This is a genomic window from Bacillus cereus (assembly GCF_002567495.1).
GTDB classification, from domain to species: domain Bacteria; phylum Bacillota; class Bacilli; order Bacillales; family Bacillaceae_G; genus Bacillus_A; species Bacillus_A cereus_AQ.
Genome location: NZ_NVAP01000019.1, coordinates 24,350 through 43,249 on the forward strand (window position 1 = coordinate 24,350; position 18,900 = coordinate 43,249).

Genomic DNA, 18,900 nt, shown 5'->3' on the forward strand with positions numbered 1-18,900 from the left:
TAGGAAATATAGATGCAGATGAAAACATATTGTTCAAGAAATTTGTACTGTATGAATTGGTTCTTTTAATTAGCGAGTAAGTGAAGTGATTCGGAAGTTAAGAAAGAATATGAGGAATGGAAAGAGCATTTGATTAGAAATTCCACGTATGTACATTGAAAGCAGTTTTTAAGTTTATTTAATATTTTTTAAATAATTAAATGGAGGCATCTTAAAAATGAGAACATATAAAGGATTTGAAGCAATTAAACGAATGAAAACAAATTGGATTACAACAGTACAAGAGACACCGATGTGTTGGAAAATAGAAGGTGAAAGAGTGATTGCTGATTATTTAGGTAAAAAAGAAAGCTATCAACAAATTAATTTCTTTTTTGAGAATGAATTTATAGATTGTAGAGAAACTATTCGAAAAGGAGAACTATTGTATATTGAAAATGAAAAAAGTGAAAAATTCATCGCTGAATATTGTAAAGAAAATGAAAAAGAAATAAAGCATGGTAGTTGGTTCTGGATTAATGGAGAGGAGTTCTCTAATAATTATGGTCATTTTGAAAAGAGTACGAAATTAAAAATTAGGAAAGCTGAAAAAAGTGAAAAATTATTATTTGAACGGGCAAAATTATTCGCTATCAAAGGGCGTAAAATAGATGAGTTTAGACTTGGTGATGTAGTTGAAAGAGATAATAAATTGTATAAAGTGGCTATTGTAAAAAGTGGAAGTGAATCTCAAATTGTAGTAGGATGTGTTCCGATTAATGGAGGAGCAATTTGTTATTATAATTCGAAAGATATTGAGATTCAATTTTTCGTTGAAGATATGGTGGTGTAGCAAGATGAAGTTATTTTTAATTAATCAACTTATTGAAAATGGAATTTACAAATATAAGGATAAACAATTGTATGAATTAAATAGTGATGAGTTAATAACATTAATCAAAAATCATAAGGATAAGAAAATAAATGTTAGCAATACAATGTATGAAATAATACATAAAGAATGTAAGCCTTAATAGCAAATCATTGTAATGATTTTAGTATATGAAATTCAAATTATGATTAAGGATAAATGATAAGAAAGGGGCTTAACATGTTAAATATAGAATTACCAGTATTAAATAAAGAAGCTACAAAAGAAAATGTACTGAAAGCTATAAAAAAATACAGATTATTTATGAAGTGTAATTATTTTAACGAAACGATACTCTCGAAAGAAAATATATTCAAAGAAAATGCGAAAGAAGAGCGAATCAACTATATTATTGCGATGAACAAAGGGTTAGAAAAGCTAGATATTGAAAGTGATAGAATAATTATTCAAAAATATTTGTTAAAAAATCGAGTTAATAGATATGAGGTTATGAAAGAGTTGAATTTATCCGAGGGAGATTATTATAGAAAAAGAAATACTGCTCTTTACAACTATGCATATGCATTAGGGATTGAGGTTGAGGAGTGTAAAGATTACTAATAATAAATTAGTTTTTAATATGGATTATGACCACCTGTGTAAACAAGCAGGTGGTTATTTTTATGTAAAAAAATGATGAAAAAGAGATAAAAACGAATCGTTATATACATATATCATATAAGTACAAAGTAGCAATGATAAATAGTATTAAGGAAGATATTTTAATAATTTTAGTTTTTTGGTGAGAAAAAATAAATGGAAATTAAATGTAGATTTAGATGGTCTCTATTTTTAACAATTTTGCTTTGTTATAGGGGTGGGAATAGTATATGCGAGATTTAATTATCCAATATAAGGAAACGTTATGTGAGTTAGAGCGTGCCAAAATAAGTGCAAAAGAAGAAGAAATTAAAATATTAACGAGTATGATTAGTGATGTCACATATGCTTTGGAGTGGATGAAGAATGCAAAGATGCCGGGTAATCGCCGGGGAATAGAACGTAGAGCTGCTTACCAACGAGAAAAATCATATGATTCCTTGTTAATGCAAAGATATTTTCGTAGTACTGATACAATATATGAATGGGATGATGAAAACAAGGAAAGTGTTATTTCAGAATGGGAAAGAATAAAACTAGAAGATGCGCTCTCTACTTTGACAAAATATGAAAGAGAAATATATATCATGTCAAGAGGAAGAGGCATTACACAAGAGAAAATCGCTAAATATTTGAATGTTTCAAGAAGTACAATTAAAACGATTCTACATAGATCTGAAATAAAAATTGCTAAACAAGTAAGAAAAAGTCTTTTCTGCGAAAGTAGTTAAGGCTTTTTTTATTTACAAATACATTCTTGTCACCATAGTGCCACCTATAAATAGAGAGTAATAAAATAAGTTTAATTGAAATATAAAAAATGAAGAATAGATACTAGAAAAAAATGAGTAACTCGAAGGGTATCTATAAATTAAATGAGAAATTTTAAAAATGACGGCATCTTTTTATTTACTACAAAAAAGGCAGTAGTACATGAAAAACTACAGAAGGATGCGATTAGATGTTAGAACAAGATATAGATACAATGCCAATATGTTCAATTTGTCTTGAAAAATGTTTGTGGGTTTTGAAATTTCCAATCACAATTCAGTATTGTGAACAAATGTTAATTCGTGAGGTAGTTGACGACAATATAACAACAATATGTATTGAGTGTTTAGAAAAAGAAGTACAAATGATGAGTTAAAACGGGAGGGACTGCTAGTGGCGCGACCAATGAAATTGAATGATGAGCTGATAAATAGGTTGACCCAATATATTAAAGTAGGGAATTATATTGAAACCGCATGTGCGTTAGTTGGAATTAGTAGAAGTATAGTTTATGTTTGGTTAAAACAAGGGCGTAGAGCAATTGAAACGAGTGAAAAGACAGGTGAAGTAGTACCGAGAAAAGATAAGATTTATGTGAAGTTAGTCATGGAAATTGATCAGGCATTAGCATTTAGTGAGGCGAGAGACGTTGAGACAATTGGGGAGCATGCAAAATCTAATTGGAAAGCGGCAGCATGGAGATTAGAAAGAAAATTCCCAACTAAATGGGGAAGGAAAGATCAATTGCAAGCAAACGTAAATCATTCAGGAGAAATGAAAGTAGAGCATAATAAAATGGCCATGAAAATTGGGTGTGATGAGGAAATGCTTGATTTAGCTATGAAATTATTTGAGAAAGTTCAAGGAGGGGAATTACAATCATGACACGGATGAATGTGCATAAGCTAATAGATGAAAATACATTTAAGGAATTGGCAAAAGTGAACTACCCCTTTCTATGTTCAGTATACACATAAGGGATTCTATAAACATGCAAAACACACAAAATTAATAACAAAGATTTGCCAAGATTTAATTGAAGAGAAATTATCGACTAATAGATTAATGGTGTTTATGCCACCTAGGCATTCAAAATCACAGTCTATAACAGAAACATTGCCAAGTTGGTATTTAGGAAAGTATCCAAATAAGAGAGTTATAGAGGTATCTTATGCATCAAGTTTAGCTGAAAAGTTTGGTAGAAGAAATCGTGCTAAGATTGAAGAGTTTGGTAAAGAAATATTTAACATTAGAATTGATGAGCGACAAGGTTCAGTAACAGATTGGGCACTACATAACCACTCTGGTGGAATGTTGTCTGTAGGAGTTGGTGGTTCGATTACAGGGGAAGGAGCAGATTTATTAATTATTGATGACCCTATTAAAAATCGCCAAGAGGCCGAATCAATTACATACCGAAATCGACTATGGGATGAATGGGAAGATACTTTATCTACACGTTTACAAAAAGGTGCAAAGGTAATTCTAATTTTGACGCGATGGCATGAGGACGATTTAGCTGGTAGATTGTTAGAGAAAGAACAGGAGAAATGGACTGTGTTATCAATTCCTGCTATAGCAGAGTCAAGGGATGATCCATTGAACAGAGAAATAGGCAGAGGTTTATGGGTTGAACACTATGGCCAAAATTATTATGAAGATAAAAAGAAGTTTTCCTCTGCACGCTCTTGGTTATCTTTATGGCAACAAAAACCATCAAGTGATATAGGGAATATTTTTAAAAGGAACTGGTTTCAATATTATGATGTGTTACCAAATTGGGAACAATTTGATCAAATTATTACTTCCTGGGATATGGCTTTTGATAATACTACAAATAAAAGTTCATTTGTGGTTGGACAGATTTGGGGAAAAATAGATGGAGACAAATATTTAATTGATCAAGTGAGAGCGCAAATGAATTTCCTAGAAACAAAGAAAGCATTTGTTGTTTTTCATCATAAATATGAGTCGATTCTTCGGAATTCTGGTTTTAAAAAGTCCATTCCGAAATTAGTTGAAAAAAAAGCAAATGGCCCTGCCATTATTAGTTCATTGAAGAATGAAATAAGTGGTATTATTCCTATAAATCCACAGGGTTCAAAAGAAACACGTGCTGAGGCGATATCCCCTGAATTTCAATCTGGAAATGTATATATACCTAATCCTAAAATACAATCTTGGGTATATGATTATGTAGATGAATTAGCTTCTTTCCCATCTGGTAAGCATAATGATCAAGTAGATACAACGTCACAAGCCTTAGAATACTTTTTTACTAAGCAAAAAAAAATAATGGGTGGAAAAATAAAAAGAGTTTAGCTGAACATGTAATGTTCAGCTTCTTTATATTGGTAAAGTTTTTATGAAAAACATTGAATAAATGATTTGTATATGAAAGGAGGTATAGGTTTTATGGTTGAGAAGAAAGCAATTAAGAATGTGAAAGTACTTAAATTACAAAATCGTGAGATGACTTTACGTAATGAGGAACTTCAAAGTAAACAAATGGCAATTGATCCATTTGCACAAGTGTACGGTGATAAAGAACTAGTAAAGCCTCCATATGATATGCAAGTATTATTAAATTTGAGAGAAAGTAACCCTATTCACTCAGCATGTATTAGTGCAAAAGTAAATGATATTGCTGGTATGGGATTTGATTTTGCACCGCTAGATGAAGTGACAGAGGCAAATCAAGAACAATATAAAGAATTAAAGCGCTTTATGAGATATTGCAACAATGAAATGACAAGTAGCGAAATACTTAGGGCAGTATGGGAGGATTATGAAACTGTAGGTTGGGGAATTATAGAGGTTGTTCGTAACTTGAAAGGAGAACCAGCGCAGCTTCACCATATTCCAGCACATACGGTACGTGCGCATAAAGATAAGATTCGATTTGCACAGATTGTAAATAATGAGGAGAGATGGTTTAAAAGATTTAGTTATCCATATGATTTTAGGTTAGTAGATGGAGAAATGATTAGTGATAGCTTAGATGAAAACTCGTTATTAGACACTGAAGAAAAAGCTGGCGAAGTTATTGTAATTCGTAAATTTGGTTCTAGATCATCATACTATGGTATTCCCGATTATGTGAGTTCTATTGGTTCCATTGTAGGATCACAAGCTGTAAGAGATTACAATATTAATTATTTCACTGGTAAAACAATTCCAGATGCTGTTTTATTTGTTGAGGGTGTTGATGAAATAGATGATTCAGTTGAAAGAGAATTAAAAACATTTTTCTCTGTCGAAACAAAAGGAGAACATCATAAGTTAGCGGTTGTTCCTGTCCCTGAAGGGGCAAAAGCTCGTCTAGAGAAATTAGGGCCTGATGTCAAAGAAGCGAGCTTTCGTTTATATCGCCAAGATAATGCTATGGAAATTTGTGTAGCTCATCGGGTGCCACCATATAGAATTGGTTGGGCTATGACAGGATCACTTGGGCAGACGACAGCAAAAGAAATGAATGAAATGTATAAAAGATCAATTATTGAACCAGGTCAACAAATTTTAGAACATCGATTAAATACACAATTATTTAAAGAGTTTACAGGAACATTAGGGGAATTGGACTGGCAGTTTCAATTGAATGAAATTGATACAGATGATCGAGCAAGTGATATGCAATATGCAATAGATGGATACGAAAAGAGTATATTAACAAGAAATGAATGCCGAAAAGTAATCGGATACGAACCAGTTCTAGAAGGAGATAAATTTTTAAATGAAGATTCAAATTCGATTTAGTAGTCTTGCTAGAAAGTAGGAATATATTATGCCAAATGAATTGAAAAATGTAGAAATTAGTTATGTTTCATTAGTTACAAAAGGGGCTAATGGTAGGCCATTTGCAATTATGAAGGGTATGAACATGAATGGCTCTAATGTTTTGAAAAATGTTCCTATTTTAAAGAGGGAAGATGAAAAACAACTTGTAACAGGGGTTGTTTATGAACCTAATATAGAAGATGCACATGGTGATATCATGACGGCTGAAGAAATTGAAAGAGCGGCTTATAATTTTTTAGAGAAATATAGATACATAGATAAAAACCATGACGAGTTGGCAGGAAAAGGAACAGTAGTAGAAAGCTGGATTTCTAAAAATAATACGGTTGTTGGAAAACAAAATATTAAAAAAGGAACATGGCTTATGACTGTTCGAGTAGACGATAGTGAAACATGGAAAGAAATCAAAAAAGGGAAAATCACAGGCTTTTCGATGGGAGGGGTTGGAGAAAGAATGGAGATGCCACAAATGGATGAGTTTACACAAGATGAGAAAGGTGTAATTCGTAAGATGTTTAGTTTTTTTAAGTCACATTATGACGAGGAACAAACTCAGGAGATGGATAATCAATCATTAAATAATAAACAAAACTCTAAGATGCAAACGGTATTTAATTTGTTTGAAGATGTATTTTATGTTGGGATTTGGGAGGGAAATGTAGATATTAAGCGGATGGTTTCCACCTTAGATGAAATGAAGGACATTTTAAATACAATGAAGGGTGGTGATACAGATTTCTTACCGGAAGATATTACAATTAATTCCATGAATAAAGCAGGCACAATCTTATATAAGAAAAATGATAAAAAATTTGATGAAATGATTTCTTTGATGAACCAAATTAAAGAAAATAAGTTGCAAAAAAACGCAGATCAAAATTTAGATGAAATTACAGACATTGTAAAGAGAGAAATGGGTCCTTTTCTCGAGAGGTTACAGGAGTTGGAAGAACAGTTAAATAAAGAACTTGAATCAACTCATGATACTAATGAATTAGAAAATGACAGAGAATCTAAAAAAACAAGTGAATTTATTCAGAAGGTAATAGATCCCATTTCAAAGAGACTTGAAGTAATTGAGCGATCAGCACAAGTTCGTAAAAGTCTTGGGGCCGATGCCAAACCAACAAACGAGATGAGAAAACCAGTAAATAAATGGGTAGGATTAGATCTATAAAGATAAGGAGAAATCAATCTATGAATAATAAAGAATTATTAGCACGCATTGAACGAATTGAAAAGAGCACAATGACAACAGGAGGAATGAAAGCGGGGCTATTATATCCGGAACAAAGTAAAGAATTTTTCCGAATGGTATTTGATGCAACTCCATTTTCTCAATTGCATCGTAAAGAGATTCGCAAAGCGAAAAAAGGTGAATTAGATAAAATTGCAATCGGTGGTCGAATTTTACGTAGGAAAATGGAAAATAGTGATGATGGCTATCGAGCAGGTGTAGAAACGTCGAAAGTTGAATATGATACAGTTTCTATTCGTTTACCATGGGAGATAACGGAGGAGCTACTTCGAGAAAATATCGAAGGTGAAGGATATGAAGATACTGTTATGACATTAATGTCAACTCAGTTAGGTATTGACCTTGAAGACCTGCATTGGAATGGGGATGTAACTTCAGAAGATCCATTTCTTCAAATTAATGATGGCTGGTTAAAACAAATTAAACAATCAAGTAAATCTCATATTGTCGATCATTTTAAATTAGTGACGGGAACGGGAGATGCTGAAGCTAGCGCTGGGTTTAGTAAAGACTCAATCTTTAATTTATCTAAGGCGATGCCTAATAAATATAAAAATGAAGGTTTAAAGTGGATTATGTCACCTGCTCGTAGAGAGAAGTGGATTGAATATTTAACAACTCGTTCAACTGGCTTAGGCGATGCTGCGTTATTAGGTACAGGGGATCAAGTTAATAAGCCGTTGGGGTATGAGATTGTTACAGTCCCTTCTATTCAAGATGATGTAATTATTTTTGCAGATCCTAAAAACTTTATTGCGGTAAATACGTATGACACGCGAGTTCGTAAGACTGTAGAAGGTAAATCTGCTGTTATGGAAGATAAGCGATTCTATGTTATTCATTTGGATGATGATGCAGTTATTCAAGAAATGGATGCAGTAGCAATTCTTACTAATATACCTGATAAATTTGGAAATTAAGTAAGGTAATTTGCATATGAAGATTATAGAATTGAAATTAGGCGGTACATATACTGCATATGGCTATACTTTTTTTAACGGAGTGAAGGAAAAGGTTGCAAATGAGAAAGCAAACTATTTACTGAGTACAGGACATTTTAAGTTAATAGATAGTATAGAGGTTAAAAAGAAAGAGAAGTAAAAGAGGTGGAAGGATGGAAATTACTGTACAGGACATAAAGAACAGGGTAAATGTTCAACGAATGCCCGATACGGTAATCCAGGAACTCATTAGTCAATATGAATTGATTACTAAAAACTATTTGAGAAGTAAGCCAAGTAACCCAATGAAAGAGAAAGTTAGAACTAGTAAATTGGCTTGGCTTTCTTTTCGAGCAGAAAATTTGATCAAGGTAATCCATATTGGTTCTGGAGAAGAAGTTACCAGTTCAGTTTTTTCTGATGGTTGCACTGTATATGGTTTAAGTGAGAATCAATTATATGAATTTGAGTATACCATACAAGATTATGATGGGCTTTTGACTTTAATGAAAAAATGTATCATCGATATGACGTGTTATGCGGTAATTCGAACAAATCTACAATATGAAAATATGAAAAAATCAGCAAATATCGGAGATTATTCATATGAAATAAATATTGAATCGCTAGATGAGGAAACTGTTAATAAAAAGATTTTAAGAGTATTAAAAAAATACCGAAGTAGAAACCCTTTAATAGCGTTATGAATGAAAGGATAGGCTGTGAACATTAGATATGGAAGAATTATATATACATGAAGTAACTGTGAAAAGGAATCAAAAGGTAAAACAGCCGGCAGGAAATTTTAAAGAAGAGCCTGTCATTATTTATGAAAGAATGAAGTGTCGTGTAACAACACACACAGCGGTAGATAATGAAAGGTTAAAAAGAAATAAACAAAATTTTGAGCCGAATTTTAAAATTTATACTTCTGCAGAACATAACATCCATACAAATGATGTAATCTATTTTCATGATTATGTATTTGAGGTAAGAGGAGAACCAAGAAATCCATCATTTTTAAATCACCATATTGAATTGTATTGTGAGTTGTTGGAATAAAATGACGAATACATCAGAATTCATGGTTACACGTAATGTAGAACAGGTTAAAGAACAACTTAATAAAATGATGGTAGAAAGAATTATAAGTGCTTGCAATCAACTGCAACGAGAAATGAAACAAACAGTATCAGGTAGTCACAATGGTGTGAAGTATAAAATTCCACGATCAAGTCGCACATATATTGCTTCAAAACCAGGAGAGACATTTGCTTCTAGAACGGGAGAATTACAAGATTCTATTAAATATGGCTTACATATTACAGATACCGAAGTAGTAGGAACGATTGGAAGTCAATTAAAAAGAGCGGTGTATGTGGAAAATGGTACAAGTACTGTAGAAGCCCGACCTTTTTTCTTAAAAACGTTTGAAAAAGAGCGTGGGGAATTAAAAAGGACATTGGGAGGAGAACAATGACGACAAAAGCGATTGCAACAATCAGAAATATTATTGAGAAAGATACAATTGTGCAAAGTAATCTATCGAAATATGAAGGAGAGCCTGCTCTAACATTTCAAACTGCACAAAATGATATGAAGATGCCTTATGCGGTAATGAGAATTGAATCTAATAATCCGGATGATATAGAGGTAATTGATCGTATGATCCTCACTTTTGATATATATTGTGGCCAAGGTGATTATGAAAAAGCGGATGTAATTTCAAGGCGAATAGAACATTTGTTAGACAGGGAAGCGGGATTGTTAAGAGATTCTGGTATTATTACGATTCATCGAGCAGGCAGTATTACAGTTCCAGATGAAGATCCATCAATTATTCATATTAGTATTAAGTTTCTTGTAAGGGTAGGAAGAATGGAATTATATTAAGGAGGGAAAAAAATGAGTTGGAAGCTTATTAATGGTGTACGTGAGGGTACAACTGATAATTTTGTTATTGGGCCGGGTGTAATGTATAAAGGTTTTAAAAGTGTAAAAGACCTAGGTGAGATGTTAGGAGCTACTACAGGTGGCTGTAAAGTGGGGTTTACTAGAGAATACTATGATGCTGATATTGATGGTGTTTTAGGAAAACTAGTTCGCGGAAAATGGCTATTAAAAGATGAACCACATATGGAGGTTACACTTGTAGAATTTACGAAAGAAAATTTAGAGTTAGCTCTACCAGGCGTAGATGTAGATAGTACGACTGATAACGATTATAACATTGTAAAACCAACCAATGAAATTAAAGACACAAGTTATAGTGATATTGCAATAGTAGGTGTAGTTTCAGGAAGTGATATTCCGGTTATTTTTGTTATCCGAAATGCAATGGTAGTTTCTTCTGTAGAAATTGATTTAAAAGATGGTAAAGGAACTGTAGGACTTAAATGCAAATTTATTGGTCATTATAGTGAAAGTTCGCCTAATACACCCCCTTATGAAATTTATTTACCAAAGAAAAAAGCACCTAAATTACCTACAACAAGTAAATAAGTTGTAGGTTTTATTTTTAGGTTATAAAAGGAGATATTGAATATGACAACAATGCTAGAAAAAATGATGCATAATAGTACAGAAATTACAATTTCAGGTCAGAAGATGAAGATGAGACGTTTAAATGTAAAAGATGTTTGGCGTTTTACTAAGATTATTTCTAAAGTTGGTCGTCATGCAATGACTGATTTTATGGAGTTTGGGAAAGAAAAGAATGAAATCGATGAAAAAATCCAATTGGCCCAAATGAATGAAGAGCAACAAGAACAGTTAAATGAAATTGAAAAACAAAAAAAAGAAAAGGGTTTAGAGTTTGTCTTTCAATTATTGTCTATGATTCCGGAATGTGAAGATGAGTTTTCGGAATTTTTCTCTAGTCTATTACAGATTAAGCGTGAAGAATTCGATCAGTTACCACCAGAAGCCATGGTAGTAGTCATTGAAGGATTATTAGAAAGTGAAGATTTAATGTCTTTTTTCAATCAGGTCAAGGGTCTAATCAAATCTCAAAGTCTCAAGTGGAACAAACAAGAAATGTAGAAAATGACTCTAATAAATACATAGAAGAAACAGAGCAAAATATGCTAAGGGCTTTTGATAAAGTCCAAAAGCGGTATGGATGGACAGATGATTATGTCTTATCCATACCGTATTCTCGTTTAATGGACTTATTTTCTTTTATTAGTCAGGAAGAGCAGCAAGAAGAATTAAATGAATGGAAAAAGATGGCCTTTATCGGATTTCAAACAAGGCAATTAGAAGAAGGAACAACTTTTCAGGACTATTTGCAAGCTTTTGGACTTATGGAATCTACGTCGGATGGGGAAGAAAATGAGACTATGGAAGTTTGGTCCAAAGAGGAATGTATCGACCATGCAAATAAGCTGATTGCAGAGTTTCAGTTTGAAGACGATCAGGAATAAAAAACTTCCTAGTTAGAAAGGGGGGAGTGAATGTTTACAGAAGTATTCCAGTTGTTTGGTACAATTGGAATTAAAGCAGATGAAGCTTATAAGGATTTAGCAAAGTTTGAGGAAAGTTTACAAAAGGCTTCTAAGAACATACAAGAAAAATTTCAAAAACCAGCAGAAGTACTTAATCAAATAAATGGCCAAATTCAAAAATTTGGTAGCGGGGCGACCAATGTTTTTGGGAAGATTGGTAACAAAGCGGATCAGGCATATAAAGGTGTAGAAAAGTTTGAAGAGAGAGTGCAAAAAGCCTCTAATACAATGCAAGAAAAAATCCAAAAATCAGCAGATTCTCTTGGGAATATTAGCAAGCAAATGCAAACGTTTGGTGACACTATTTCAAATAAAGTTACAAAACCTATAGAACAAGTCAATAGCAAAGCTTTACAATTTGCTACCGATTTGGAAGGTTCTCAAAAAAAACTACAGGATATGCTTGGGTTAACTGAAAAAGATGCAAAGAGTTTGGCTGGAACTATTCAACCTATCGCTCAACAAGTCGTGAAGATTTCCAATATAGTAATACCATCGTTGAAGCAAACGGTTGAGTTAATCAAATCTGTGTCTAGTCTTATATCTAAGGCGAGTGAAATCATTGGTGGCCTTGTAAATATAGTTAAAACATTGATGCAAATACCGGGTGCAATTACGGCGATTATTAAAGATGCCTTAAAACTTATTAAAGTTTTTGGTGAGTTTGCACAGATATTGACTGGTCTTGGAAAATCAATGTTTTCATTAGTATTAAGCCCATGGGGTTTTGCAATAATTGCAATGGTTGCTTTAGTATATGTGCTGTATAAAAATTGGGATTCAATTGTGAAATATACAAAGCAGGCAGTGCAATGGATCAGTGATATTTGTTCTAAAGCCTGGGATGCTATCGTTAAAGTTGCGAAGTCAGTATGGGATAGCTTGTCAAAGTTTTTCTCAAGTTTTTGGGAAGGAACAAAAAAAGTATTCCAATCTGCGGTATCGTTTATAGATAAAATACTTAGCGGGGCATGGAAAATAATTACTACTGTAATTACAATGTATATCAACATATGGAAAAAGACATTTGAAATTGGTTGGAATTTAATAAAAACGATATTTAATACAGTGCTAAACGTAATAAAAAGTGTTGTTAAGTTTGCTTTAGAATTTATTAAAAGCTATATCTCTACTGCTATTAAAATATGGCAAAATATTTTTAAAACTGGCTGGGATATTATAAAAACAGTTTTTACGACGGTGCTAAACTTTTTGAAATCATTTATAAGTGGTGCATTTCAAGTAATTCGCAGCATAATTACGACTGTGATGAATGGGATAAAAACCGTCATTTCTACAGTGTGGAATGGAATAAAGGCAATTTTTACGACTGTATTAAACTTCTTAAAATCAGTTGTAAGTAGTGTGTTTCAAGCAATTCATAGCATAATTACAACTGTAATGAATGGAATAAAGACGGTTATTTCTACGATTTGGAATGTAATTAAAACAGTTTTTATAACTGTATTAGAGACTATAAAGAATTTTGTGGTTACAGCATTTCATTTTATAAAAAACACAATTACGACTGTAATGGATATCGTAAAGTCTATTATTGTAACTGCATGGAATTTTATTAAAGAAACAATAATAGTTGCTGTTCGGACATTTGTTAACTTTGTGGTGGATAACTTTAATAAGATAAAAAACACAATATTTAGTGTTGTTGGTGCTATTAGAGATTTCATAGTAAGTAACTTTGCAGCAATTAAAAAAGCTATCGTCGGAGCGTTTGACGGCATTGTTGATACAGTAAGGGATGTATTCGGTAAAGTTGGTTCTATAGTTAAGGGGATAGCAAACGACGCTGTAAGCTGGGGGAAAGATATTATTGCTGGTATTGGTAAAGGTATGACATCTATGGCTGGCTGGGTTGTTGATAAAGCTAAAGGCGTTGTAGACGGAATACCAAAAGCAGTTAAAAGTTTCTTTGGTATAAAATCTCCTTCTCGTCTAATGATGGAGTACGGCGGATATATTACAGAAGGTCTTGGTGTAGGGATGGAAAAAATGATCCCGGCTGTGGACAAGGCTTCTGGATTATTAAATAAAGCGGTTGTTCCACCGAAACCGATGCAACTAGTAACGGATGTATCTACCCGAATTGGACAAATGGGTGCACATTCTGCTGATATGATTGGAAAAGCTGCACATCCATTTGCTGGGCACTCTTCTGTTGAAAAGAAAACTGATAAAGGTGTTACAATTCAAAATGCTACATTCAAAGTTGCTGTTGAAAAATTGCAAACCGCAGAGGATTTTGTGAAAATGAGAAAATTACTACAAAACGTAGTTGCTGACGATCTAATGGGAATGGCGGTGCGTAATGTATGAGTATATTAAAAACATTGCATAGAAGAGCTGGTTCATATCATCTCTTTTGGGATGCTACAGAATTAAAAAGTACAATCAAATATACTATTAATTTTTCATGGCCTGGGACATATAATTTTTCTTTTATGTCCCAAGTTCCTATTGGTTCTGATGGTATGTTACCAGATAAATACTTTATTGTTCGAGTAAATGGTATTGAAAAATTTAGAGCAAGAGGTGCTTATGCCTGGGAAGCAAGAGAAATTTTTGTTGGCGCGGGGCCACAAACAATTGAATTTACAACAAGCGGTTACGGTTCTTCTGACGTAGCCTATTTGCGTGATGTTTATTATCATGCATATGGACCTATACCTACAATTGCAATGATTGAACAAACGAAAATGCCTAAATCTTTAAACGGATTAAAAAATTACAATGTTATGCATGGATATCCTCGTTACCAAAGTACTGGTAATAAAGGATGTGAAGTAGAATTTACTGCTTTATTCAATGATATCAGCCATTGGCGTGAGTTCATGGGGGAAATATATCGCCCTCATATTATTACAGGTGATTACGGTACCTATGGTGGTATTATTCCACCTAATGAAGTTGATGCAATACGTAAAGGAACACTAGTAATAGCAAAGTGTAAATTAATATCTATGTCACAAGCAGGTATTGGAGTTGATGGAATGTGAGAGAAGGATCTATTTCTTTAATCAGAATGTTGGGGAGCTATTTCCAAGTGGGGAATAATGCTCCTAATTTAATTGTTTATATGAAAAAAAGAGAATCTTCTTCTTATGTACAAATACAACATCGTGTAGTGAGCCTGGAAGTGCAGGAGAACGCAGATCAGTTCGCAAGTACATTTTCTATTACCTTTGCTAATGAATATGGGCAAATGGCACCTGATAACTGGTATGGTAAGTTTTCTTCCATTCAAGAATGGTTTTACAACAGTGAAGTAACAAACACAAACCAACTATATCCGCAGACTGAATTTAAGGTTTCTATCGGTTATGGCGAAGAAGCCTTACCATATATACATGGTTTTGTATCTGACGTAAAGGTGAATGCCGAAAGCGGTACAATATCAGTTACCTGCACAACATCTTATAAAAAGGTTCTACAAAAGTCAGTAATTCCAACGCCGGGATCAGATGAAATTGTTGCACCGACTGGAAATGTGTATGATGTAGTGAAATTCTTCCTTGAAAAAGCAGGAGTTACATTACACGGAAGTAGGGTAAATATTCCCGGTACAAATCAAAGCTGGATTGTTGAAGGGGCAACTGGAAAGAGGTTTCAAAAGTGGGATGAAATTGTACGGGATATTATAGATACAACATTCCACTACATTAAACATGAACCAGATGGAAGTTGTACATTTATGAAAATGCCAGACTACGAAATTAACGAACTTGCCAAATTTAGTTTTAGAGAAGGGGAAAACCTGATCTCTTTAGATATGCAATTAACAGATCAGGACATTAGTAATAGTATTGTTATTAAATGTGGAGATTATGCTAATGGTTTTGTTAATTCATTCTTACTTAAAAACGTCTCTTTAGGGGATTTGCGAGAGGAAATGATAGAGGTACCTTGGGCAACAACATTCTTTGCAAGAAGGGCAGTTGCTGCAGCTTATCATTTAAAAGCGATTCAAAAATTCAGAACACTAACAGTTGCTGTGATAGGGAATCCGCGAATTCAATTGTTCGATGTGGTTTCCATTTACAATAGGGATTCTGGGCAACAATGGAACTACTTTGTTAAAGGAATTAACACAATGATTTCTGCTGATGATGGATTCTATCAAACTTTAGATTTATCCGTTAACTATGGATATGAACCTACTCCGTATACCGATATAACAGGAATCACAGTAAATGTAGATACATTACGACTAAAGCTGTGGGATTGGGATTATGAGGATGGAGATTTATTAAATATTTATTGTAATAACAAATTAATAGTGGAAAACTACTTTATCCGAAACAATCCTACGTATGTTGATATACCACTTGAATATGGCGTGAATATTATTATTTTTGAAGCGGTGCGCACTCCTTTAGGAATACTTACCGGGCGATTACAAGTATTAGATACACAAAATAATATCTTATTTGATTATGGTTCTTTACCAGATTTAACGTTTGATGAAACAGATTTAAATGCAGATAGATATTATATTAAACGCCCAGCTAAAACGTGGCCTGTAACAAGGGTAAATTAGGGGTGATTCTATGATAATGCAAAAGAATTTATATGATCCTATTATGTATTTAATGAAAGGATTAATTGATAGAGAATTTTACAGCGGTGGAAAACCGATGCCTGGTAACGATCCAAATGATGTTTTTAAAGAGGGTATGACCGAGGGATATACACTGGTTCGTGATGGTGCTCGGTTATCGGCAGTTGATGGAGATAAATATCTGCACTACGATTTGGTTTTTAATGGGCAAGCACTGCTTGAAAAGGTCCTTATATCCCATAAAATAACGGGTAAAAAGATGGAGATGCAACTAATTTATAACGCAAACAAACAATTAGATCGAGTACAACCAAGGCTTATTAATAAAGGTAGCGGTATGTTATCTGATTTACCAATTCCCGATGTGTCGTAATGATGCATGGGGATTTTTTTAATACAATAAAAAGGGTGATTACCTTTGTTTGAAACAACTTATATAGCTGGTGGTCGATTAGATGCGCCATTTTATCCAACGAAAACTTTTCCGTATATGAAAGGTTTTATAATGGATTCTAAAGCATGGACAGAAGATAAGATGGAATACGTATTACCAATTGACATGGAGTTTTATGCCATTAGCGTGAGTAGTTCTATGTATGAAATCGATGATAAATGGTCGCTTATTGTAAATGACGGTATTGTCTGTGAGGATATTTATACAAAAAAAATACCAGAAGGTATAAGTCTTATGTCCTATATGCAATTAAAGGCTGGAGATAAAATTATTTTTAAATTTCATAACCAAGGAATTAATAATAAGCAAGTATGGATTGCTTTACAGTTTTTGAAGTAATTGGAGGGAGATTATGAGTTTTGCTGTAAATTATATGGCTGGTGGCCGATTAGATGCTCCATACTTTCCAACCAAAACGATTCCTTTTATAAAAGGAAGAAGAATAGGTGTTTATGAAAATATTCATCATAATGAATTTATAGCACCAGTTGATATGGAAATGATCGCATTTTCTATTGGTGCATCAAAATATAACGATAACGACTATTGGAATTTATATATTAATAATGAAAAAATAGCAGATGAAATTTATATGAAAGATGTTCCCGAAGGATTTAATTTTTCTGTTGTTAAACAAATTCCTGCGAAAGCGATTATCCGTTTTGAATATATAAATAAATCTTTAGAGAAAAAAGCTATTTGGCTTAATTATCAATTTTTAAAAGATTAGGAGTGAAGTAAAGTGGCGTTTATTGAAAAGTTATTTCAAGAGGGGAGTTTCTTAGACGATCTTACAAGTCTAGTAACTAATAACGGATGGACAAAGGTTAAAAAGTTTCAAAAGGCGGGGTATCCTTCAGAAGTGTTAAGGAATTCGGGTAGTGGTGACGCATTATACCGATTTGGAATTGCGGAACATACAATTATTAAAAACGCAGAAGGGACTATGTATGGATTAGTCCAAATCGCATCTTGGGATATTGCTAGAAAGGATATTTCGTATAGATTTGATACGGAAGAGGATAAAGCGGAGTTTATTAAGGATGCAAAATTAAGATATAGTAGAAATCTTGATCGTTCCTGTTTTTATATTTATATGATTGAAAAAGAACCTGTATTTAAAGATGGTGTAGCGACAGTAGTAGCATTTGATTCCTTCCCAAAAAGTTTAATAGATGTAGAAGTAAGTAAAACAGATGTTGTTATAAAAAGTGGCTCTACAATTATAGAATATACTGGTGCTAATACGGATGTTATGATGTCACCGTTTGTAAAAATTACATTACGTAACCCGAATTTAGAAGGGATTGATGTGAAAACAAATTGGTGGCCTGATTCATTAGTTAGAGTGACTGGCCAAGTAGATAAGGATCGTGTAGTTTTATTAATTCAAGCAGATAATACACCTGCATTTGAAAATAATGTAGTTCCAGTTACACCTTTATATATGGGGAAAATTGAAAGTTATGCAAAAGATGATCAAATTGGTGACGCGCTTTGGGCTGGGACAGCATTTGATACAGGTACAGAAAATAGCTCAAATGCATTTGATTTTAATGATAAGAAACCATATAGAAATGTGAATGATAGCTTGCCAATTTTAAAAACGTATCCTAAATCACCGGGTAATGGCATTGATAACGTTATTATTAAGCGTTCGCGATTAGGGGCTAGATATCAAGCGCATTATATTGCTTGGAATGTTGCTCCGAATGAGATGCCGCCTGATAGAAAAGGAGTAAATGGTGGTCAATATCCACTAGCTTGGCAGTCTCATGATAATGATGAATATAAGTATCAATTTAATCCTTCGGTATATAGTGGTCGAGTTCATACATCTCGTGCTTATATTGTTCATCCAGATGAAGGTGTGCGAGGTTTCTTACCTCATATGGTCTTACTATCACCTTTAGGATTATTGAATGGGGATAAGTTAAAAGTACGAAAGAATACTTGTCCAGATACATTTGATATTTATCGTTTTTATAATGTTGATGCGATTTCGCCAATTACAAAAAGACCAGCGACACCATATCGTCCAGCTGGATTAGGAATTTATGAGAAGTCAATGTAAAGGGGAGAGAAA

At 33.3% G+C, this 18,900-nt stretch carries 25 protein-coding genes; all 25 read left to right on the top strand.

Going from position 1 to position 18,900, the window contains the following annotated elements; genetic code table 11:
• The first annotated feature begins 217 nt into the window (after positions 1–217).
• The 25 genes from COK05_RS08610 to COK05_RS08730 all read left to right on the top strand — a co-directional run bounded on the left by COK05_RS08610 (position 218) and on the right by COK05_RS08730 (position 18,888).
• Positions 218–832 carry a hypothetical protein gene (locus COK05_RS08610; RefSeq protein WP_098612258.1) on the top strand — a complete coding sequence of 205 codons (615 nt, stop codon included), beginning with the start codon at positions 218–220 and terminating at the stop codon, positions 830–832.
• A gap of 4 nt (positions 833–836) precedes the next feature.
• Positions 837–1,013: a Fur-regulated basic protein FbpA gene (locus COK05_RS08615; RefSeq protein WP_098612259.1), complete on the top strand. Its 177-nt coding sequence runs from the start codon at positions 837–839 to the stop codon at positions 1,011–1,013.
• A gap of 77 nt (positions 1,014–1,090) precedes the next feature.
• Positions 1,091–1,471: an ArpU family transcriptional regulator gene (locus tag COK05_RS08620; RefSeq protein ID WP_098612260.1), complete on the top strand. Its 381-nt coding sequence runs from the start codon at positions 1,091–1,093 to the stop codon at positions 1,469–1,471.
• 269 nt (positions 1,472–1,740) lie between these two features.
• Positions 1,741–2,241: a sigma-70 family RNA polymerase sigma factor gene (locus COK05_RS08625; RefSeq protein WP_098612261.1), complete on the top strand. Its 501-nt coding sequence runs from the start codon at positions 1,741–1,743 to the stop codon at positions 2,239–2,241.
• A 230-nt stretch (positions 2,242–2,471) separates the two neighbouring features.
• The gene (locus COK05_RS08630; protein ID WP_000892960.1) at positions 2,472–2,657 is read left to right on the top strand and encodes a hypothetical protein; all 186 of its coding nucleotides are present in this window, start codon (positions 2,472–2,474) and stop codon (positions 2,655–2,657) included.
• 17 nt (positions 2,658–2,674) lie between these two features.
• The gene (locus COK05_RS08635) at positions 2,675–3,166 is read left to right on the top strand and encodes a hypothetical protein (protein ID WP_000113634.1); all 492 of its coding nucleotides are present in this window, start codon (positions 2,675–2,677) and stop codon (positions 3,164–3,166) included.
• Between the two features lie 189 nt (positions 3,167–3,355).
• Entirely contained in the window at positions 3,356–4,603 is a 1,248-nt protein-coding gene (gene terL / locus COK05_RS08640) for a phage terminase large subunit (RefSeq protein ID WP_002094259.1), read from the top strand.
• A gap of 93 nt (positions 4,604–4,696) precedes the next feature.
• Positions 4,697–6,037 (top strand): phage portal protein, encoded by a 1,341-nt coding sequence (locus COK05_RS08645; RefSeq protein ID WP_098612262.1) that lies wholly within the window; start codon positions 4,697–4,699, stop codon positions 6,035–6,037.
• Between the two features lie 28 nt (positions 6,038–6,065).
• A complete protein-coding gene (locus tag COK05_RS08650; RefSeq protein WP_098612263.1) occupies positions 6,066–7,256 on the top strand; it encodes an XkdF-like putative serine protease domain-containing protein in 1,191 nt (396 codons plus the stop codon).
• A gap of 20 nt (positions 7,257–7,276) precedes the next feature.
• The gene (locus COK05_RS08655; RefSeq protein ID WP_001060156.1) at positions 7,277–8,257 is read left to right on the top strand and encodes a phage major capsid family protein; all 981 of its coding nucleotides are present in this window, start codon (positions 7,277–7,279) and stop codon (positions 8,255–8,257) included.
• Positions 8,258–8,273: 16 nt separating this feature from the next.
• Positions 8,274–8,438, top strand: a complete 165-nt coding sequence (locus tag COK05_RS08660; RefSeq protein WP_000691127.1) for a YqbF domain-containing protein — start codon at positions 8,274–8,276, stop codon at positions 8,436–8,438.
• Between the two features lie 13 nt (positions 8,439–8,451).
• On the top strand, positions 8,452–8,985 hold the full coding sequence (locus COK05_RS08665; RefSeq protein ID WP_000406979.1) for a hypothetical protein: 534 nt from the start codon (positions 8,452–8,454) through the stop codon (positions 8,983–8,985).
• 28 nt (positions 8,986–9,013) lie between these two features.
• Positions 9,014–9,340, top strand: coding sequence for a hypothetical protein (locus COK05_RS08670; protein WP_000392019.1), 327 nt, complete (start codon positions 9,014–9,016; stop codon positions 9,338–9,340).
• Between the two features lies 1 nt (position 9,341).
• Complete coding sequence (locus COK05_RS08675) at positions 9,342–9,758, top strand: HK97-gp10 family putative phage morphogenesis protein (RefSeq protein ID WP_025117878.1); 417 nt, start codon at positions 9,342–9,344, stop codon at positions 9,756–9,758.
• A complete protein-coding gene (locus COK05_RS08680) occupies positions 9,755–10,171 on the top strand; it encodes a hypothetical protein (RefSeq protein ID WP_098582203.1) in 417 nt (138 codons plus the stop codon). The genes COK05_RS08675 and COK05_RS08680 overlap by 4 nt, the downstream gene beginning before the upstream one ends.
• A 12-nt stretch (positions 10,172–10,183) precedes the next feature.
• The gene (locus COK05_RS08685) at positions 10,184–10,780 is read left to right on the top strand and encodes a hypothetical protein (protein ID WP_000118567.1); all 597 of its coding nucleotides are present in this window, start codon (positions 10,184–10,186) and stop codon (positions 10,778–10,780) included.
• Between the two features lie 42 nt (positions 10,781–10,822).
• Complete coding sequence (locus COK05_RS08690; protein ID WP_098612264.1) at positions 10,823–11,320, top strand: hypothetical protein; 498 nt, start codon at positions 10,823–10,825, stop codon at positions 11,318–11,320.
• A gap of 41 nt (positions 11,321–11,361) precedes the next feature.
• Entirely contained in the window at positions 11,362–11,703 is a 342-nt protein-coding gene (locus COK05_RS08695) for a hypothetical protein (RefSeq protein WP_255290319.1), read from the top strand.
• Positions 11,704–11,733: 30 nt separating this feature from the next.
• Positions 11,734–14,118 (top strand): phage tail protein, encoded by a 2,385-nt coding sequence (locus tag COK05_RS08700; RefSeq protein WP_098612266.1) that lies wholly within the window; start codon positions 11,734–11,736, stop codon positions 14,116–14,118.
• Complete coding sequence (locus COK05_RS08705) at positions 14,115–14,798, top strand: hypothetical protein (protein ID WP_098612267.1); 684 nt, start codon at positions 14,115–14,117, stop codon at positions 14,796–14,798. The genes COK05_RS08700 and COK05_RS08705 overlap by 4 nt, the downstream gene beginning before the upstream one ends.
• A complete protein-coding gene (locus COK05_RS08710; protein WP_086391825.1) occupies positions 14,795–16,339 on the top strand; it encodes a hypothetical protein in 1,545 nt (514 codons plus the stop codon). The genes COK05_RS08705 and COK05_RS08710 overlap by 4 nt, the downstream gene beginning before the upstream one ends.
• A gap of 10 nt (positions 16,340–16,349) precedes the next feature.
• Complete coding sequence (locus COK05_RS08715; protein ID WP_085311997.1) at positions 16,350–16,733, top strand: hypothetical protein; 384 nt, start codon at positions 16,350–16,352, stop codon at positions 16,731–16,733.
• 45 nt (positions 16,734–16,778) lie between these two features.
• Positions 16,779–17,153, top strand: coding sequence for a hypothetical protein (locus COK05_RS08720; RefSeq protein WP_000464270.1), 375 nt, complete (start codon positions 16,779–16,781; stop codon positions 17,151–17,153).
• A gap of 13 nt (positions 17,154–17,166) precedes the next feature.
• On the top strand, positions 17,167–17,544 hold the full coding sequence (locus COK05_RS08725) for a hypothetical protein (RefSeq protein WP_000006644.1): 378 nt from the start codon (positions 17,167–17,169) through the stop codon (positions 17,542–17,544).
• A gap of 12 nt (positions 17,545–17,556) precedes the next feature.
• Complete coding sequence (locus tag COK05_RS08730) at positions 17,557–18,888, top strand: hypothetical protein (RefSeq protein WP_098612268.1); 1,332 nt, start codon at positions 17,557–17,559, stop codon at positions 18,886–18,888.
• The last annotated feature ends 12 nt before the right edge of the window (positions 18,889–18,900 follow it).